At 62.6% G+C, this 17795-nt stretch carries 14 protein-coding genes; 7 read left to right on the top strand and 7 right to left on the bottom strand.

The genetic code is table 11. From position 1 onward, the window contains the following. Positions 1-43: 43 nt before the first annotated feature. The 4 genes from tpx to CXP40_RS00610 form a co-directional block, all read right to left on the bottom strand. Positions 44-544 carry a thiol peroxidase gene (gene tpx / locus CXP40_RS00625; RefSeq protein WP_099523878.1) on the bottom strand — a complete coding sequence of 167 codons (501 nt, stop codon included), beginning with the start codon at positions 542-544 and terminating at the stop codon, positions 44-46. A 174-nt stretch (positions 545-718) separates the two neighbouring features. Continuing rightward, a complete protein-coding gene (locus CXP40_RS00620) occupies positions 719-4402 on the bottom strand; it encodes a translocation/assembly module TamB domain-containing protein (protein ID WP_106732185.1) in 3684 nt (1227 codons plus the stop codon). Then, the gene (locus CXP40_RS00615) at positions 4399-6126 is read right to left on the bottom strand and encodes an autotransporter assembly complex family protein (protein ID WP_106732184.1); all 1728 of its coding nucleotides are present in this window, start codon (positions 6124-6126) and stop codon (positions 4399-4401) included. Before CXP40_RS00615 ends, CXP40_RS00620 begins: the two co-directional genes overlap by 4 nt. 80 nt (positions 6127-6206) lie before the next feature. Next, complete coding sequence (locus CXP40_RS00610) at positions 6207-6839, bottom strand: N-acetyltransferase (RefSeq protein ID WP_106732183.1); 633 nt, start codon at positions 6837-6839, stop codon at positions 6207-6209. 135 nt (positions 6840-6974) lie between these two features. On the opposite strand from CXP40_RS00610, the gene xthA reads away from it, so the two are divergent. The 4 genes from xthA (at position 6975) to CXP40_RS00590 (ending at position 10609) form a co-directional block, all read left to right on the top strand. Then, entirely contained in the window at positions 6975-7787 is an 813-nt protein-coding gene (gene xthA, locus CXP40_RS00605; RefSeq protein WP_106732182.1) for an exodeoxyribonuclease III, read from the top strand. 101 nt (positions 7788-7888) lie between these two features. Continuing rightward, complete coding sequence (locus CXP40_RS00600; RefSeq protein ID WP_106732181.1) at positions 7889-9271, top strand: substrate-binding domain-containing protein; 1383 nt, start codon at positions 7889-7891, stop codon at positions 9269-9271. A 162-nt stretch (positions 9272-9433) separates the two neighbouring features. Then, on the top strand, positions 9434-10420 hold the full coding sequence (locus CXP40_RS00595; RefSeq protein ID WP_106732180.1) for a TerC family protein: 987 nt from the start codon (positions 9434-9436) through the stop codon (positions 10418-10420). A 9-nt stretch (positions 10421-10429) separates the two neighbouring features. Beyond that, positions 10430-10609: a hypothetical protein gene (locus tag CXP40_RS00590; RefSeq protein WP_106732179.1), complete on the top strand. Its 180-nt coding sequence runs from the start codon at positions 10430-10432 to the stop codon at positions 10607-10609. A 62-nt stretch (positions 10610-10671) separates the two neighbouring features. On the opposite strand, the gene CXP40_RS00585 is transcribed toward CXP40_RS00590, so the two are convergent. Next, positions 10672-11901 carry an acyl-CoA dehydrogenase gene (locus CXP40_RS00585; RefSeq protein WP_099523860.1) on the bottom strand — a complete coding sequence of 410 codons (1230 nt, stop codon included), beginning with the start codon at positions 11899-11901 and terminating at the stop codon, positions 10672-10674. A gap of 149 nt (positions 11902-12050) precedes the next feature. Here CXP40_RS00585 and CXP40_RS00580 point away from each other — a divergent pair, with 149 nt between their 5' ends. Continuing rightward, complete coding sequence (locus CXP40_RS00580; protein WP_099523858.1) at positions 12051-12986, top strand: LysR family transcriptional regulator; 936 nt, start codon at positions 12051-12053, stop codon at positions 12984-12986. Positions 12987-13049: 63 nt separating this feature from the next. On the opposite strand, the gene CXP40_RS00575 is transcribed toward CXP40_RS00580, so the two are convergent. Next, entirely contained in the window at positions 13050-13484 is a 435-nt protein-coding gene (locus CXP40_RS00575) for a DoxX family protein (protein ID WP_106732178.1), read from the bottom strand. A gap of 105 nt (positions 13485-13589) precedes the next feature. Further along, positions 13590-15005 carry a transglycosylase SLT domain-containing protein gene (locus CXP40_RS00570; protein ID WP_106732177.1) on the bottom strand — a complete coding sequence of 472 codons (1416 nt, stop codon included), beginning with the start codon at positions 15003-15005 and terminating at the stop codon, positions 13590-13592. Positions 15006-15279: 274 nt separating this feature from the next. On the opposite strand from CXP40_RS00570, the gene CXP40_RS00565 reads away from it, so the two are divergent. Then, positions 15280-16107, top strand: coding sequence for a TatD family hydrolase (locus tag CXP40_RS00565; protein ID WP_106732176.1), 828 nt, complete (start codon positions 15280-15282; stop codon positions 16105-16107). A gap of 439 nt (positions 16108-16546) precedes the next feature. Continuing rightward, positions 16547-17653: a methyl-accepting chemotaxis protein gene (locus CXP40_RS00560; protein WP_371916921.1), complete on the top strand. Its 1107-nt coding sequence runs from the start codon at positions 16547-16549 to the stop codon at positions 17651-17653. Positions 17654-17795 lie beyond the last annotated feature (142 nt).

Below are 17795 nucleotides of genomic sequence, written 5' to 3'. Positions count from 1 at the left end.
AAACGGCCTGCTAGGCAGGCCGTTTCACCGAGCGCGCGGCGCGTTACTTCAATACCGCCAGGGCAGCGGCGTAGTCCGGCTCGTGGGCGATTTCGCCAACCAGCTCGCTATGCAGCACCTTGTCGTTTTCATCCAGCACAACCACTGCGCGAGCAGCCAGACCAGTCAGCGGGCCGCTGGCGATGGCAACGCCGTAGTTCTTGAGGAACTCGGCACCGCGCAGGCTCGACAGGTTGACCACGCTTTCCAGACCTTCGGCACCGCAGAAGCGCGCCTGGGCGAATGGCAGGTCAGCGGAGATGCACAGCACCACGGTGTTGTTCAGTTGACCGGCTTCGGCGTTGAACTTGCGCACGGAGGTGGCACAGGTCGGGGTGTCGACGCTCGGGAAGATGTTCAGCACCTTGCGCTTGCCAGCCAGGCTGGCCAGGGTGACGTCGCTCAGGTCGCCAGCGACCAGGCTGAACGCCGGCGCTTGTTGGCCGGCCTGCGGGAGTTGACCGTCGACCTGCACCGGGTTGCCTTTGAGAGTGACTTGCGCCATGGGAGTTTCCTTATCATTCAGGGAGTTGAAGGGCAAATATGTGACATGGGGTTCGCCGAGGCGACTGGCCCATCGAATGGCAGGTCACGGCCCGACCATCCGTCCAGACTAGCGCAGAAGCGCGGCCGATACACCCGCAGCCATGTAGGGATTTAGCAAAAGATCGTGCGACCATCAGAAGTCCCGGCGATAGAACAGGTCGAGCGAACTGGCCAGGCCACTGGCGGCCTCAAGGTACAGACGCCGACTCAGCTCATAACGCAGGGCGATGGTATTGGCCGGCTCGAACACGCCAACGCCGTAACGCAGGCTGAGGCGCTCGGTGATATTGCCGCTGGCCACCACACTGGTGGTCACGCCACTGCCCTCGGTGTCGAGCTGGAAGTCCTGAATACCCAGGCTGTTGGCCAGGCCGGTGGTAATCGAGCTGCTGCCGGCCAGGCCGAGTGCTAGTGCCGCCTGGCCCAACATATTGTTGTCACCACTGCTCTGCCCCAGTGGCCGGCCCAGCACCAGATAGGACAGTGCCTGCTCCTGACTCATGGCAGGTTCGGCGAATACAGCAGTCGTGGGCTGCTCGGCGCTGCCGGACAGGCGGATACCGGCCACCACGGTGTCGACCCGGCGAATCGCTTCGACATCGAGGAACGGCTGGTCGATGGGCCCGGTAAACAACAGGCGCGCGCGGCGAATGGTCAGGCGCTGGCCATAGGCGCGATAACGTCCGTTGACCAGATCCAACTCACCACGCGTATCGAGGTCGTTTCCAATATGCACCCGTCCACGCAGGTCGGCAGTCAGGCCGAAACCGCTGAAGGCCAGCTTGTCCTGGCCAACCTCGACATCGACATCCATGGCAATGCCCATGCCTTGCTCGGCTTCCGGCACTTCACGACCGACCACCCGCGCGTCGTTGGAGACTTTCACGGTAGACGGCGGCAACTCGCGCACGCTGATCAGGCCGCGCGGCACACCAACTTTTCCGCTGACCGCCAGACGCTGGGCACGCAGTTGTAATTGCAGATCGGGCTCGACCTCCAGCTCAGCGTAAGGCTCGACCTTCACCGGCAGACGCTGCCCCTGCATCGACAGATCACCAATCAATCCATCGGCCCAGTTCAGTTCACCGCTCAGGTTACCGCGGCCGTTCTCACCACTACGCCAGTTACCCGATAGCTGCACCTGCTCACCCGCGATCAACGCCTGTAGCTGCAAATCCTCCAGGCTTACCGGCAGTTGGTTACCGGACAGCTCGCCGCCTTCCAGGCGTATCTGGCCGTTGATCTGCGGCGTCAGCAGATACCCGGAAATATTGCCACTGCCCTGCAGGCGCCCTTCGATTTTATCGGCGACTGGCACGAACGGGCGCAACACCGCCAGATCGAAGCCGCTCAGGCGGAACTCGCCATTCAACGGTTTGTTCTCCGGACGGGGGTCGATCTGCGCCTGCAACACCAACTCACCCAGACGGCTACTGACGAAACGCAGTTCACTGTCTACCCGCTGCGGGCGTAGCGTGATATCCAGGCGCAGGCTGTCGTAGGGGAAGTCCAGCCACTGCTCTTCATCCGGCTGACGAATACGCAGGTTGCCACTGCCGGCATTCAGCGAGACCTGGCCGTTGGGGCCACTGTCGGGCAGCTCCACCTTGAGCTGTCCGTCGAGACGACCCTGCCAGGCGAAATCATCGGGCAACCAGGGCTGCAGGCTGGCCAGGGGCAAATTCTCCAGGCGCCAGTCCAGGCTGGGCTGCGGCATCAGCCGTTGCTGCCCGCCACAGAGGCTGGCGTCACCGGACTGCCAGCAATGCGCACCCAGGTTCAGGCGGCCGCTGGCCAGGCGCTCCAGGCTCGCCGCCTGCTGCAGTTGCCAGTCCTGGCCGCCGCTCTGCACACGGCCACTGGCAATGCGCCCGCGCCAATCCCCCTGCTCGCTGAGGTTACCGTCCAGTGCCAAGGCCAGCTGCAGCAGCGGGCCTTGCAGATCCACCTCCAGTGCCTGACGGCGCTGGTCGCCACGCCCCTCGGCCTGTAGGCGCCCAAGATAGGTATCGCCGATACGGATACCGCGCAGATTCAAACCGATGCGCGCCTGCTGGCGAGCATCCAGCGTCGCGTCCAGCTGCAGGCGGCGCAGACTGGGGTCGCCAAAAGCAACACGCTCGCCGCTCAACGCAAGCTGGCCTTGCGGCGCTTGCAGCGTACCGGCCAGGGACAGCTGGCCCTGTATCTGGCCTTGCAGGCCGGGCCAGAGCTGACCCAGACGCGGCAACGCCAGTTCCAGCTGGCCACGCAAACGCTGATCCAGCGCGCCCTGACCGCTGATCCGGTTATCGCCCAGGCGCACCAGTAATCGCTCGAGCTGCCACTGCTCGCCGGCACCTGCACCCTGTACCTGTAATTGCGCTGGCTGGCCACGCAGACGGCCGTTGAGGTCGATATCGGCCTTGGCCTGCAGCGCACCGGCATTGAAGCTACCCGAGGTATTCAGCGGCCCCGCCAGATTACCCGGCATCTCAGCCAGCCAGTAACCCGGGTCGAGGGCACTGAGCTGCAGCATGGCCTGCCAATCGATGCCGTCGGCGAAACCGATCTTGACCACCCCTTCGGCACGGCCCTGGCCAGCCACCAGCTGCAATTGCGGCAAGCTGACCTGGCCGAGATCGCCACTGACCGGACTGCTCAGGCTGAAGTCCCCTGCCGGCCCCTTGAGCTGCGCAGCGAAGTTACCCAGGTAATTACCTTCGCTGTAGCTGACTTCGGCCTGCAGTTGCTGCAGTGCCACGGGCGGCAGCTCATCCAGCGAGTACAGGCGCTGCCAGGGGAAATTCAGCCAATCGAGCTTGGCATCAGCCTGAAACGCCTCGCTCCAGGCAAGCATGCCGCTGAGCTGCAGATGCTGCTGCTCCTCAGCCTCGATGCGCAGCAATTCGATATCCGCGCCCTTGGCATCGACCCTGCCACGCAAGCTCAGCGGCATCGGCGCCTGTTCGGCAGGCAGAGTGGCGCTGCCGTCGATGCGATAGCCGCTGCTCAGGTCACCCTTTGCCGACAACGTCAGCGCCTGCAAGTGCAGCGTCTGCGGCAATGCGCTACTGGCCTGGAAATCCTGGCTGGTCAGGCGCAGTTCAGCGGGCAGATGCTCGGCCAGTGCCTGCACCTGTCCTTCCAGACGAGCATCGAGATAGCCACTGCTATCGGCCTCGATCGTCAGGTTGCGTTGCAATTCGCCGCCCACCTGCAGCGCCACCTGCCAGGCCTTGCCATCGACCTCCGGCAACTGCAGGCGACCACTCAGGGCCAAGGGCCAATCGCCCTGCGGTGTCAGCTGACCACTGACGTCCAGACTCAGGTCGTCACGCTGCAAGGCCAGGCGCTGCAACTCCACGCCCTGCTCGTTCCAACTGGCGATCAGTTCGAGATCGCTCAGTTGCGTCTGGCCGTCCAGGCGCAGTTCGCCCAGCTGGATATCACCCAGTTGCAGGCGCAGTGGCAGGTTGAGGTTCGGCAGGCTCAACGGCTCATCGCTGGCCTCCCCACTTTCGGGCAGAGTCACGGCGACCTGCTGCAGATGCAGACGATCCAGGCACAGCGTCAAGCGCAGCAGGCAGGACGGCGACCAGGCCATGTCCAGTTGCTGCAGCTCAACACGCATCTCACCTTGCTGCCAAAGCAGCGCATCGGCCTGCCAGGCACCCCCCAGGCGACCTGAGAAGTTGTCGACCTGCAGCCCAGGCACTTGGGCCAGCAGCCAACGGCTGCCGCCCTGCGTACCGAGCATCGCCCATAAAGCGGCTACGAGCAGCAGCACAAGACCAAGCAGACCGCCGGCCAACCATTTCAGCAGGCGCCGGCTCATAGTTCAGGCCCCATGGAGAAATGCAGGCGTACTCCACCGTCATCATCCAGCGCGTGGGCAAGGTCCAGGCGCAGCGGGCCCACCGGCGAAACCCAGCGCACGCCGAAGCCGACACCCGTCTTCAAGGTGGGGATGTCCAGCGAATTGAAGGAGTTGCCCTGGTCGATGAAGGTCGCCAGACGCCACTTGTCAGTGAGGCTGTACTGGTACTCGGCGCTGGCGGTGAACAGGTAACGGCCGCCGATCTTGTCGCCTCGGTTGTTCTCCGGCGACAGACTCTGATAGTCGTAACCGCGCACGCTCTGATCGCCACCGGCGAAGAAGCGCAGCGACGGCGGCACAGCGGAGAACCCATTGGTTTCGGTACCGCCGAACTGCACGCGGCCGAGCAAACGGTGATTGTCGAATACAGTGGTCAGGCCCTTGAGCATGACGTTGCCATGCAGCACGTTGGCATCGGACAGCACGCCCTCGACGGCGCCGCGCAAATCGAACTGCACCCGGTAGCCCTGGTTAGGGTCGAGCCGGTTGTCGCTGCGCAACAGCGAATAGCTGACGCCAGGCATCAGCAAGGTGCTCAACCCGGAATCGTCGCCCAGACGATATTCCTCGCGCTGCCATTTCACCGACAACACGCGTTGCCAGCCACCGGGGCGCTGGCTGTGCCATTCCGGGCCGAGGGTGAGCAGCCGGCTCAGGCTGTCCTTGCTGGCCAGTTCTTCATACTGATAACCGCCGGCCAGGCGCAACTTGTCGGTCAGTGGCGGATCACCGGGAATGTCGTACCACAGGCCAACGTTCTGCCGCGGTGTGGATAGCTCAGTTTCGATCCCGTAGCTATGCCCCTGCGGATTGCGCCAGTGGCGCGTCCAGTTGGCGCGAAAGCGCGGCCCAACGTCGGTGGAAAAACCCAGCCCCAGACCCATGGTGCGCGGCTCACGCACCTGCAGCGCCACCGCCACGGGAATGCGCAACTGGTCGGCCTGGGTCGGGATAGCATCGACCCGCACCGATTCAAAATAACCACTGGACTGCAGCGCCTGATACAGCTCGGCGATCAATTCGGAGTCGTAGGGGGTGTCCGGATCGAACGGCACCATGCGCAGCAGCAGCTCTTCATCGAACGGGAAGTCACCGCTGAAAGCGATATCGCCCAGGCTGTAGCGCGGCCCACTGACGAATACCAGCTCGATATCGGCCACCCCGGCGGCCGGATCGATCTCCAGGCTCTGGCGAGAGAAGCGACCGTCGAAGAAACCGTAGCGCGACGCCTGATTCTGGATCAGCCGCTTGGCGTCCTCATAGCGCCCATGATTGAGCACCGAGCCGGCTTTCAGACGGCTGGCATTGGGCACGCGAAAGGCCGGTAGCTCGCTGGCAGGCCCCTCGATGCGGATGTCGACGTTGCGCAGACGAATGCGTTCGCCGGGCTCCACCTCGAGCACCAGGCGCGGTGTTTCACCCTCTGCGATACGGCTACGAATGCGCGCCTGGTAATAACCCAGGGCCTGAGCCGCCTTGTCGGCCTCGCTCTCGGCGATACGACGCAAGCGCCGCAACGACTGCGCGTCGCGCCCATCCAGGCTGCCGACATAACCTTCGATATTGGCCTTGAGAGCCGAATTGCTCGGGGTGATTCGTACGTCGAGTTCGCTCGCTGCGAAGGCGCCCGTACTGATCAGCAGCAGCGCCAGGCTGCGCTGAATATGTCCATATACACTCATGGCGAGGGATGCTACCACGGACTACAGCCCGCGCCGGAGCCGTTGCGTTTCTGCCAGACAGCCGGGGTTCAGGCGCTTGCTTAGACCACTGGCTGAGGGTTGGGATGGAAGAATACGTGCTCGACCACCGGGCCAATGGCCAGCTCACCAATTTCTTCGTAACCCTGGCGCCGATAGAACTCCAGATAGCGCGCGTTGCCGGTGTCCAGCACCACCCCTTGCGAGCCGCTGTCCTGCGCGCACCAGTCGTGCAGCGCCTCGAGCAGTTGTTCGCCGCGATGCTGGCCCTGGAACTCCGGGTGAATGCCCAGGAGCGGAAGCACGTGATAAGGACCGGGAGGCAGGCTGGCGAGCACCGCATCGTGGTATTCGAGGTAGCGCCTGGTGCAGCCAAAGCCGGTGCTCAGCAGCATGCGCAGACGCCAACCCCAGCTCTCGGTGATATCCAGGCGACGCTGTGGCGGTGCGATCAGCGCTGCGCCGATCAACCGATCATCAATCAGCAGGCCGATGGCCGGCTGGTCTTCAGCGAAGTGCTGCTGCACCAGCTCGCGAATCGTCGCGCGCACGCGCTGATCGAAACCCGGGCGTTCGGCTTCGAACAGGTAAGCGAAGGTCGGCTCATGACGATAGGCATGGTAGAGCAGCGAACGCACCTCGCGGGCGTAACCACCGTCGAGCATGCGCACTTCTGCTGGGGTGTTATGGGGCATGGCGGACCTCTGTTTTTATAAGTTGTGGTTCAGCGCGTCACAGCCAACTTAGCACCAGCGCATGACACCCGCCAGGCGCTGGCCGCGAGCGCCGAGGATCGGCTAGCATCGCCTTTTGCCCAGGACCCGCTGCCCATGAAAATCGTCTCCTTCAATATCAACGGCCTGCGTGCGCGCCCTCATCAACTGCAAGCTCTAATCGAAAAACACCAGCCGGACGTGATTGGCCTGCAGGAAACCAAGGTGTCCGATGAGCAGTTCCCCGAAGCGGAGATTCGCCAGCTCGGCTACCACGTGCATTACCACGGCCAGAAAGGCCACTACGGCGTCGCCCTACTCTCGCGCCAGGAGCCGCTGAGCCTGCACAAGGGCTTCCCCGGCGACAACGAGGATTCCCAGCGGCGCTTCATCTACGGCACCTTCGCCGATGCCAATGGCAACCCGGTGACCGTCATGAATGGCTATTTCCCACAAGGCGAAAGCCGCGATCACCCGGTGAAGTTCCCGGCCAAACAGCGCTTCTATGCCGACCTGCAGCAACTGCTGGTCGAGCATTTCGACCCGCAGCAGGCGCTGGTGGTGATGGGCGACATCAACATCAGCCCGGAAGATTGCGACATCGGCATCGGCGAACCCAATCGCCTGCGCTGGCTGAAAACCGGCAAGTGCAGCTTCCTGCCGGAAGAGCGCGAGTGGCTGGCGACCCTCAAGAGCTGGGGCCTGGTAGACAGCTTCCGCCACCTTAACCCCGAGGTGAATGACCGCTTCAGCTGGTTCGATTACCGCAGTCGCGGCTTCGAGGACGAGCCCAAGCGCGGCCTGCGCATCGACGTGATCCTCGCCAGTCAGCCGCTGCAGGCGCGCTTCAAGGATGCCGGCATCGACTACGATCTGCGCGGCATGGACAAGCCATCGGACCATGCGCCAATCTGGCTGGAACTGGCCTGAAACCAGGGGCGCGAGAGATGACGCGCCCCGTCACATGACTGCAATCTGACTGACTTAATCTGCGTGGCACTTTCTCTCACCCACTAGAAGGTGCCTGCCGCATGCCGCGCGCCCTGCCTGCCATCGACCGTGACCTCTGGGGTCGCACTCTGTCTCTGCTGCTGATCGGTTTCATCTGCTACGCCCTGCCTCTCTCCGTTTTTGCCGCGCTGCCTGCCTCCGAAGGTGGCCAGCCGGTGCTGCGCATCCAGGGTTCCAACACCATTGGCGCCAAGCTCGGTCCAGAGCTGGTCAAAGGGTTGTTCGAAGCTCAAGGCCTGCACGATATCCACAGCGAAGACGGCGCCCGGGAAAACGAACAGCGCGTGCTGGCGCGCCAGAACGACGGCCGTTTGGTCATCGTCGAGGTCGCGGCCCATGGTTCGGGTACCGGTTTTACTTCGCTCAAGGATGGCAGCGCCGACCTGGCCGCCTCGTCGCGACCGATCAAGGATGGCGAAGCCGCTACCCTGGCCACGCTGGGCGACATGCATAGCCCGCAGAGCGAGCAGGTCATCGCCATCGACGGCCTGGCTATCATCGTCCACCCGTCAAACCCGGTTTCCGCCCTCAGCGTCGAACAGATCGCGCAACTGTTCTCCGGCGAGATCAATGACTGGGCAGCGCTGGGTGGCAAGCCCGGCAAGGTTCGCGCTTATGCGCGCGATGACAATTCCGGCACCTATGACACCTTCAAGGAGCTGGTGCTGGCTCCGGGCGGACGCACGCTGACGGCCAATGCCCAACGCTTCGAATCCAGCACCCAGCTGTCGGATTCGGTGAGCAGCGACCCCAATGGCATTGGCTTCATCGGCCTGCCCTATATTCGTCAGACCAAGGCTGTCGCAGTCGCGGCTGGCGATTCTCACCCCATGCCGCCGAGTACCACGCTGATCGCTACCGAGGACTACCCCCTGGCGCGTCGCCTGTTTCTCTACAACGACCCGCAACTGGCCAACCCATGGGCACGCGCGCTGATCGACTTCGCCCATAGCCCACGCGGCCAGGCCATCGTCGACAGCAGCGGCTTCATCGCCCAGACCGTCCAGGCGATACAGGTCGACGCGGATGCGCAGATGCCAACCGAGTACCAGCAACTGGCACAACAGGCCCAGCGCCTGTCGGTAAATTTCCGCTTTCAGGAAGGCAGCGCAACGCTGGATAACAAGGCTCACCGCGATTTGCAGCGCGTACTGGACTACCTCAAGCAGCACGACAAGCTGCAGCACAAGGTCGTGCTGGTCGGTTTCGGCGATCCGAAAAGCGACCCTGAGCGCGCCGAACTGCTGTCGAAACTGCGAGCCATGGCGGTGCGCCGCGAGCTGGCCAGACAGGGCGTACTGTTTCGCGAAATCACCGGCATGGGCAGCGAACTGCCGGTGGCGGCCAATGATCAGGACAACGGCCGCATCCGCAATCGCCGTGTCGAGATCTGGGTGTACTGACGCCAGAAAATATTCCTCTGCAGGGGGCTTGGCAGCTTCTCGACTCGGCGTTAGCCTTTGCACCGCGTGACGCCGGGCCCCTCTGGCGGTGAGTGTTCTCACCGTGATGTCGGAGTCACTGAGTGGATTTCTTTCAACTCAGGCAGACATAAGGGAGGGCTCATGGACGCTCTACTTGCCTTTTTGACATCCCCCATCTTCGGTACCCCCGGCTGGTTCTGGCTAGCTTTCCTGGTACTGATCATCACTCTACTGGTACTCGACCTCGGCGTGCTGCATCGCGATCAGCATGAAATCGAGATGCGCGAGAGCCTGCTGCTGTATTCCGGCTACTTCAGTGTTGGGGTCGCCTTCGGCGGCTGGATCTGGTGGCAGCTCGGCGGCACCAAGGCGATGGAGTACTACACCGGTTTCCTGGTGGAGCAATCGCTGTCGATGGACAACGTCTTCGTCATGGCGATGATCCTCGGCTACTTCAACATCCCGCGTAAGTACCAGCATCGCGTGCTGTTCTGGGGCATTCTCGGGGTCATCGTGCTGCGCGCGATCATGATCGGCCTGGGCACGGCTCTGGTGCAGGAGTTCGACTGGATTCTCTACATCTTCGGCGCCTTCCTGCTGTTCAGCGGCGTCAAGATGCTGCGCAGCGGTGACGAAGAGTCGCATCCAGACCTGGCGCAGAATCCGGTGATCCGCTTCGTGCGCAAGCACATTCGCGTCACCGATGACCTGCACGAAGGCAAATTCCTGGTGCGCCTGAAAGACAAGGTCAGTGGCAAGCCGCTGCTCTATGCCACCCCGCTGCTGCTGGCACTGGTGCTGATCGAACTGGCCGACCTGGTGTTCGCCGTGGACAGCGTACCGGCGGTTCTGGCCATCTCCCAGGACCCGTTCATCGTCTACACCTCGAATATCTTCGCCATTCTCGGCCTGCGTGCGCTGTACTTCGCCCTGGCCGCACTGATGCACCGCTTCATCTACCTGAAGTACGCCCTGGCGCTGGTGCTGATGTACATCGGTGGAAAGATCTTCCTGCACGACCTGATCAAGGTTCCCGCCCTGCTCTCACTTGGCGTAACCTTGGGTCTGCTGGCCGGTGGTGTACTCCTGTCGCTGCTGAAGACGCGAGACAAGGCCAGCGCTACCTGAGGAGAAGCGATGCGCGAAGTCTGCATAGAACTCATCGAGCGCCAGGGTCAACGGTTCTGGCAGGTGAAACTCGGACGACGCGCATTGACCTTTCAGGACGAGGCCGCTGCACGCGCCTTCGCCGCCCAACTGCATATGCGCCTGGGCTGGCTGGGCCAGGAGCAGCGTTCGGACGACAGACTGCCCTGACCCTGCAGACACAAAAGAAGAGGCCCGCATAAAAGCGGGCCTCTTTTCTTACCACCACTGCATCAGCGGCTGGCTTTCATCACGTCACGCGGCACGTACTTGCCGATCTCGAACTTGCCGATGGCGGCGCGGTGCACCTCGTCCGGGCCGTCGGCCAGACGCAGAGTGCGCTGCATGGCGTACCAGTAAGCCAGCGGGAAGTCGTTGGAGACACCGGCACCGCCATGCATCTGGATCGCCCGGTCGATCACCTTCAGTGCCACGTTGGGCGCCACCACCTTGATCTGGGCGATTTCGCTGGCGGCGATCTTGTTGCCAACGGTATCCATCATGTAAGCCGCGTTCAGGGTCAGCAGGCGGGCCTGGTTGATCTCCATGCGCGAATCGGCGATGTGATCGATATTGCCACCCAGGCGTGCCAACGGCTTACCGAAGGCCGTGCGGCTCACGGCGCGCTTGCACATCAGTTCCAGGGCACGCTCGGCCATGCCGATCGAACGCATGCAGTGGTGGATACGGCCTGGGCCGAGGCGCCCTTGGGCGATCTCGAAGCCACGGCCCTCGCCCAGCAACACACTGTCGTATGGCACGCGCACATTCTCGAACAGCACTTCGGCATGACCATGCGGCGCATCGTCGTAGCCGAATACCGGCAACGGACGCAGTACGGTGACGCCTGGGGCATCCATCGGCACCAGAATCATCGAGTGCTGCTGGTGACGCGGCGCGTCCGGGTTGGTCAGGCCCATGAAGATCATCACCTTGCAGCGCGGATCACAGGCGCCCGAGGTCCACCATTTGCGGCCGTTGATCACCCACTCATCGCCCTCGCGACGAGCATTGGCCTGCATATTGGTGGCGTCGCTCGACGCCACGCCCGGCTCGGTCATGGCGAAGGCGGAGCGAATCTCGCCAGACAGCAACGGCTCCAGCCATTGCTGCTTCTGCGCCTCGTTGCCGTAGCGCACCAGCACCTCCATGTTGCCGGTGTCCGGCGCGGCGCAGTTGAACGGCTCCGGGCCGATCAACGAGCGCCCCATGATCTCGGCCAGCGGCGCGTATTCGGTGTTGGTCAGGCCGGCGCCATAGTCGGACTCGGGCAGGAACAGATTCCACAGACCTTCGGCTTTGGCCTTGTTCTTCAGCTCTTCCATGATCGCGGTCGGCTGCCAGCGATCACCTTCTGCCACCTGCTGCTCGAATACCGCTTCGGCCGGATAAACGTGCGCCTCCATGAATGCGCTGACACGTTCACGCAGCTCTTGAACCTTCGGGGAATAGGCGAAATCCATGGGGTTACCTGTTTGTGACAAAGGGTGAGAGGTTGTGGAAATGATGCTAGAACAGCGCTTAAGATTTATCGAACCTATTTTCAGCGTGTATGAACATTCATAACCGATATATGATCGACTGATATCGACGCCCCTGGAGCACTGCCGGCATGAACCTGACCAAGGTGGATCTGAATCTCTTCATCGTCTTCGACGCCATCTACACCGAGGCCAATCTGACCCGCGCCGGACAAATCGTCGGCATCACCCAGCCGGCGGTGTCCAACGCCCTCGCCCGCCTGCGCGAAACCTTCAACGACCCGCTGTTCGTGCGCACCGCCCAGGGCATGGTGCCGACACCCATGGCGCAGAACATCATCGGTTCGGTGCGTAACGCCCTGCAGCTGCTGCGCGTTTCAGTGCAGGAAAGCCGCACCTTCAACCCACAGCAGGCCGGCAAGACTTACCGCATCAGCATGACCGACCTGTCCGAGCAGATTCTTCTGCCGCCGCTGTTCCAGCGCCTGCGTCGCCTGGCGCCGAGCGTATGCATCGAGAGCTTCCTGGCCAAGCGCCGCGAAACCACCAAGGAGCTGGCAGCCGGCCGCCTCGACTTCGCCGTCGACGCGCCATTGAACACCGACCCGCAGGTTCGTCACGTCAAGCTGCTCGATGATCGCTACGTCTGCGCCATGCGCCCTGGCCACCCGCTGGCCAAGGAAAAGATCAGCCTCGACGAATACCTGTCGCTGACCCACATCCACATCTCCAGCCGCCGCAGTGGCCTCGGATACGTCGACCTCGCGCTGGGCAAGATGGGCATCCAACGCAAGATTGCCCTGCGCTCGCAACACTATCTGATGGCCAGCAGCGTGATGCAGCAGACCGACATGGTAATGACCGTGCCGGAGCGTTTTGCCCGTCGCCACAACCTGCACCACGTGACGCTGCCGGTCGGTGACGTCCCGGCTCTGGAAACCCACCTGTATTGGCACGAGAGCACCGATCAGGACCCGGCCAACCGTTGGATGCGCGAACAGATGATCGAACTGGCGCAGCAGGTCGCCGCGCAGGAGAAGAAGACCGAACAAACCCCTGCCGCATGATTGCCCACCCCAGAACGCAAGAAGGCCCGCATTAGCGGGCCTTCTCGTTGTTACGGGGTCGAATCAGCGAGCAAGTTTGCTATCGACCGACAGCTTGCCAGCACCTTCGAACACCAGCGCGACGCTGATGGCCAGCAGGGCCAGGGCGAACTCGTAACCGTTGTTGCTCATGAAGAAACCGTTGGCCAGGTGCACGGTGAAGATCGCCACCAGCATGGTCACCGCCAGTACCGCCGCAGCCGGACGTACCAGCAGGCCGATGATCAGCGCCACACCGCCGAAGAACTCGGCACTACCGGCCGCCAGCGCCATCAGGTAACCGGGAGCCAGACCGATGCTCTCCATCCACTGCGCAACACCCGCCAGACCATAACCGCCAAACCAACCAAACAGTTTCTGCGAGCCGTGGGCGGCGAAGGTAATGCCGGCGACGATGCGCAGGATGGTGATACCCAGGCCGGCTTGGCTAGCGGTAATGCTTTTTATCAGGTTGTTCATTGCAAGGCATCCTTCGTTGTGTGGGGTAGATGGCGCATAGAATATCCAATTTATTTGATCATAAAACAGCAAAATACCGCTTATATAAATCGATTAATTTGATATTTAGTTGGCCGTCAGACGCCGTAACTGCGGCTCGAGCAAATAGCGCTCACGGTCATAAGCAAGGTAGTACTTATTCACCGCATTCACATAACTCACCACGCCCATGCCCATCTCTTCCATGGCCACACGCTCGACCTGAAAGAACCACTGATTGGGGTTGAGGCCACGTCTGCGTGCCTCGGCACGCAGACTCTGCACCCGTTGCGGCCCCAGGTTGTAGCCCGCCAGGACGAACGCCATGCGCTCGCGCTCATTAAGCTGCGGGCTGTTGAAGAAGTTGCGGCGGATCATCGCCAGGTACTTGCTGCTGGCCTGAACGTTACCGTCGAGGTTCTGGATATTGCTCACCCCCACGCTACGCGCCGCCGCCGGGGTGATCTGCATCAGACCGGTCGCGCCGCTGGCGCCGCGCGCCGATGGGTTCAACGTCGACTCCTTGAATGCCAGCGCAGCCAGCATCAGCCAATCGAAACCATGCTGCTCGGCATGCTGCTGCAGCACCGGGCGCACTTTCTCCAGGCGCTGTCGTTCAGTGCGCCCTAGTGGCGAATGCACCTTGTACAAGCGGCGATAGACACGTTGAAACGCCGCATCCTGATCGGCCGGGCTCTGATAGCTGCTGAAGAAACGGTCGATGCTGGCACGCAGCATCGGCGCATCGGGGCGCACGAACCATTTCATGTCGCCATCACGCGCCAGGATCAAATGCTTGTCGACGCGCAACTTGGGCATCACCTTGGCCCAGCGCTCGGCGATCGGCAGCTCTACCGCCGTACGTTCGAAGATGCCGGCCTGGACCATTTCCAGTACATCTTCAACGGCCAGACTGGGGTCGACCCACTCGACCACAATGGGCGGCAGCTTGCGATCTGCCAGTTGCTGGTTGATCAACCTCAGCGCTTCGCCCACAGCGCTACCCGCCGGTAACGAGAGGCTACGCCCGGCCAATTGTTCAAGGCTGCGGTAATGCCGATTGCCCTGCTTGGAGACCAGCACCAGAGGCACCTCACGGCGAATCGCCGTGCTGGCACTGACATCATGCCCGGTGCGCACATTGAGCAATTCGCCGGGCGCGACCAGATCGCCCTCGCCGCGCTGCAGGGCGCCGAGTAACTGGTCCTTGGCCTTGGGGATGATCTTCAGCCTGAGGCTGCGGCCATCACGGGAATTGCGATTGAGGTACTGCTCGAACGCACGCAGGCGGTGGTACTCCACGCCGATGCTCTGGCCCTTGACCGAGCCCGAGCTGTTGCGGCTCTGGTTGACCAGCACGCGCAGCTCACCGCTGCTGCGAATCGCCGGCAGATCGCGTGCACTACGGGCCTGACTGCCTACCTCCGGCGGACCGGCCACGCGCGCACTGACCGACAACGGCAGCGCGGCCAGCAGGCACAGGATCAGCAGCAATCGCGACATCGACTCTCCAGAGAAGGCGGTTGGCCGCCGAAACCTGATCCGGTTGGCAACCGGCTGCACGCCCTTGCGCGACAGACCGCCACCAGCCGTAAACCCGCCAAACAGGTTCCCAAGGCTGGCGGGGCGCGGAGATTGGCACAGCCAGACGCTGCAGCGCCACCCCACAACCTTGCATCAACCTTAAAAACAGCGACCAACTTATTGTTTTAAATCGACTTCCTGACGAACGGACACCATCTGCTATTCTGCCCCTTCGCGTTCAACAGGTGGCACCATGCAACTCATCGATATTGCCGTCAATCTCACCCACCCCAGCCTCGCTGTGCAGGCCGAGGCGCTGCTCGAACGTGCCTACGCAGCCGGCGTGTGTCAGCTGGTGCTGACCGGCACCAGTCTGAATGAAAGCGAGGCGAGTCTCGCACTTTGCCGACAGCTGGATAGCAGTGGCCAACGTCTGTTCAGTACCGCCGGGGTTCACCCGCATGATGCCAGCTCGTGGAACGGCGCCAGCAGCAATACTCTCAAGGCGCTGCTGGCGCAACCGCAAGTACGCGCCGTGGGTGAATGCGGCCTGGACTTCGATCGCGACTTCTCGCCGCGTCCGGCGCAGGAAAAAGCCCTGGAAGAACAGCTGGCCCTGGCCGTCGAACTGCAAATTCCGGTGTTTCTGCATGAGCGCGACGCCAGCCAGCGCCTGCTGGAGATCCTGCGTGGCTATCGCGATCAGCTGCCCGCAGCGGTGGTGCACTGCTTTACCGGCGAACGCCGTGCACTCTATGCCTATCTCGATCTCGACCTGCATATCGGCATCACCGGCTGGGTCTGTGACGAACGTCGCGGCACGCATCTGCACCCGCTGCTCAAGGACATCCCCGGCGAGCGCCTGATGTTGGAGACCGATGCGCCCTTCCTGCTGCCGCGCAGCCTGCGACCCAAACCCAAGAGCGGGCGTAACGAGCCCGCCTTTCTCGGCGAGGTGCTGCGCGAGGTGGCGTTGCACCGCGGGCAAAGCGAGGAAACCCTGGCAGCACAGACCACAACCTGTGCGCGAGCGTTCTTCGGTATGCCAGCCATAGCGGAAGACTCGGCACCAGAGTATTGATTGACGTCAAGGTTCTGGCTGCCAGTCAAGGCATACTACTGGCACTTGGCCAATAGAACGCAGCGAGACGGATAACAACAACATGAGCGCCTGGATAAGCGATCTTTCTCTTAAATACAAATTCTGGGCGGTCAACGCCGTTGTCCTCGTCATCAGCCTGATCCTGGTGCTATTCGCCTTGCACATCGAGCAGCAGGCGCGCAGCGCCGATGCGCGCCAGGCAGCTCTGTCCCAAGCGCGCGTGCTGCAGCAGTGGCCAGAGCAGGCCACCTTGCCCAACGTAGCCGATATCCAGATGGTGCAAGGCAGCCTGCCGGTCGCTAAGGGAGCTCCTGACGCCAGCGGCTGGCAGGCACTGTCGCACGACGCCCTATTCGGTGATTCGCCGGTGATCGGTGTACAGCGCTTCATCCTCGGCAATGGACGTGATCTGGCGATCATGGTGCGCGCACCCAGCCTGCTCGACCTGTTCACCCAGCACGCGCTGACCTATGCCGTCGCGGTCGCCGTGTTGATGCTGTTGCTGTTGGCTGCCTCGCAGTTGTTGATACGTTTTCTACTCAGTCACCTCAACACCCTCAAGGATGTGATGCTGCAAGCCGAACGCAGCGGGGACCTGTCCCTGCGCGTGCCGCTGGACAGCCGTGACGAGGTCGGCCAGATGGCCGCCGCCTTCAACGCCATGCAAGCCGGCTATCAGCACGTGGTCGGCACCGTCGGCCAGGTGGCCAGCGAGCTGGACAGCAGCACCCGCGATATGGCCGAACGCATGGGGGCCGTGCGTCAGGGCATGCTCAGCCAGCAGAGCGAGACCGATCAGGCCGCTACCGCAATCAACGAGATGTCGGCCACCGTTCAACATATTGCCGACCACGCTGGTACTACCCGCGATCAGTCACTGAATGCCGACCAGCTGGCTCGTGCAGGCCAGCAGGTGGTCGAGCGTGTCGAACAATCCATCGCGGCCCTGTCGCAAGGTGTACGCCAGAGCGCCGGCAGCATCGAGCGCCTGGCCGAGGACAGTCAGCACATCAGTCGCGTGGTCGGCGTAATTCACGGCATCGCCGAGCAAACCAACCTGCTCGCCCTCAATGCCGCCATCGAGGCCGCCCGCGCCGGTGAAATGGGCCGCGGTTTCGCCGTGGTCGCCGACGAGGTGCGCAACCTGGCCAAGCGCGTGCAGGACTCAACCGACGAAATCACCCAGATGATCGGCAACCTCCAGGGTGGCACCCGCGACGCTGTCGAATTCATGCGCGAAAGTTCGGAAAACGCCAATCACTGCGTGCAACTGGCGCAGGAAGCCGGGGAATCGCTGGCCGCCATCACTGCCGCCGTGGCCCTGATGCGCGACAGCAACACGCAGATTGCCGTGGCTGCCACGCAGCAGAGCCAGGTGGCCGAAGAAATGAGCCGCTCGGTGGTGGGCATCCGTGACGTGACCGAGCAGACCGTCGGCCAGACCCTAGAATCGGCCGCCACCAGTCAGCAACTGGCACAGCTGGCGGGCGAGCTGAACAAGGCCATCGGCCAGTTACGCCTGTAAAGACCCTGCCAGGCAATCGCATATGCGGCTCGTGCCTGCTGGAAACCTCCCTGGTGCGGCAAGCCCACGGCCGAGCCCGCAGAGCCTCTCACCAACAGGGGCGCTGCCCTGAAGCGCCTGTTACTGAAGCGCTGCCTGGCGC

The organism is Pseudomonas sp. YY-1 (assembly GCF_002843095.1).
In the GTDB taxonomy this organism is placed as follows: domain Bacteria; phylum Pseudomonadota; class Gammaproteobacteria; order Pseudomonadales; family Pseudomonadaceae; genus Aquipseudomonas; species Aquipseudomonas sediminis_A.
The sequence above is the reverse complement of the archived record's forward strand: the minus strand, read 5'-3'. Positions and strand labels throughout refer to the sequence as shown.

Bases quoted from the DNA above. Each gene is read 5' to 3' on its own strand.
- CXP40_RS00615 (WP_106732184.1), bottom strand. From the start codon at position 6,126: ATGAGTGTATATGGACATATTCAGCGCAGCCTGGCGCTGCTGCTGATC.
- CXP40_RS00590 (WP_106732179.1), top strand. From the start codon at position 10,430: ATGCGCGAAGTCTGCATAGAACTCATCGAGCGCCAGGGTCAACGGTTC.
- CXP40_RS00575 (WP_106732178.1), bottom strand. From the start codon at position 13,484: ATGAACAACCTGATAAAAAGCATTACCGCTAGCCAAGCCGGCCTGGGT.
- CXP40_RS00565 (WP_106732176.1), top strand. From the start codon at position 15,280: ATGCAACTCATCGATATTGCCGTCAATCTCACCCACCCCAGCCTCGCT.
- xthA (WP_106732182.1), top strand. From the start codon at position 6,975: ATGAAAATCGTCTCCTTCAATATCAACGGCCTGCGTGCGCGCCCTCAT.
- CXP40_RS00620 (WP_106732185.1), bottom strand. From the start codon at position 4,402: ATGAGCCGGCGCCTGCTGAAATGGTTGGCCGGCGGTCTGCTTGGTCTT.
- CXP40_RS00580 (WP_099523858.1), top strand. From the start codon at position 12,051: ATGAACCTGACCAAGGTGGATCTGAATCTCTTCATCGTCTTCGACGCC.
- tpx (WP_099523878.1), bottom strand. From the start codon at position 544: ATGGCGCAAGTCACTCTCAAAGGCAACCCGGTGCAGGTCGACGGTCAA.
- CXP40_RS00560 (WP_371916921.1), top strand. From the start codon at position 16,547: ATGGTGCGCGCACCCAGCCTGCTCGACCTGTTCACCCAGCACGCGCTG.
- CXP40_RS00600 (WP_106732181.1), top strand. From the start codon at position 7,889: ATGCCGCGCGCCCTGCCTGCCATCGACCGTGACCTCTGGGGTCGCACT.
- CXP40_RS00570 (WP_106732177.1), bottom strand. From the start codon at position 15,005: ATGTCGCGATTGCTGCTGATCCTGTGCCTGCTGGCCGCGCTGCCGTTG.
- CXP40_RS00595 (WP_106732180.1), top strand. From the start codon at position 9,434: ATGGACGCTCTACTTGCCTTTTTGACATCCCCCATCTTCGGTACCCCC.
- CXP40_RS00585 (WP_099523860.1), bottom strand. From the start codon at position 11,901: ATGGATTTCGCCTATTCCCCGAAGGTTCAAGAGCTGCGTGAACGTGTC.
- CXP40_RS00610 (WP_106732183.1), bottom strand. From the start codon at position 6,839: ATGCCCCATAACACCCCAGCAGAAGTGCGCATGCTCGACGGTGGTTAC.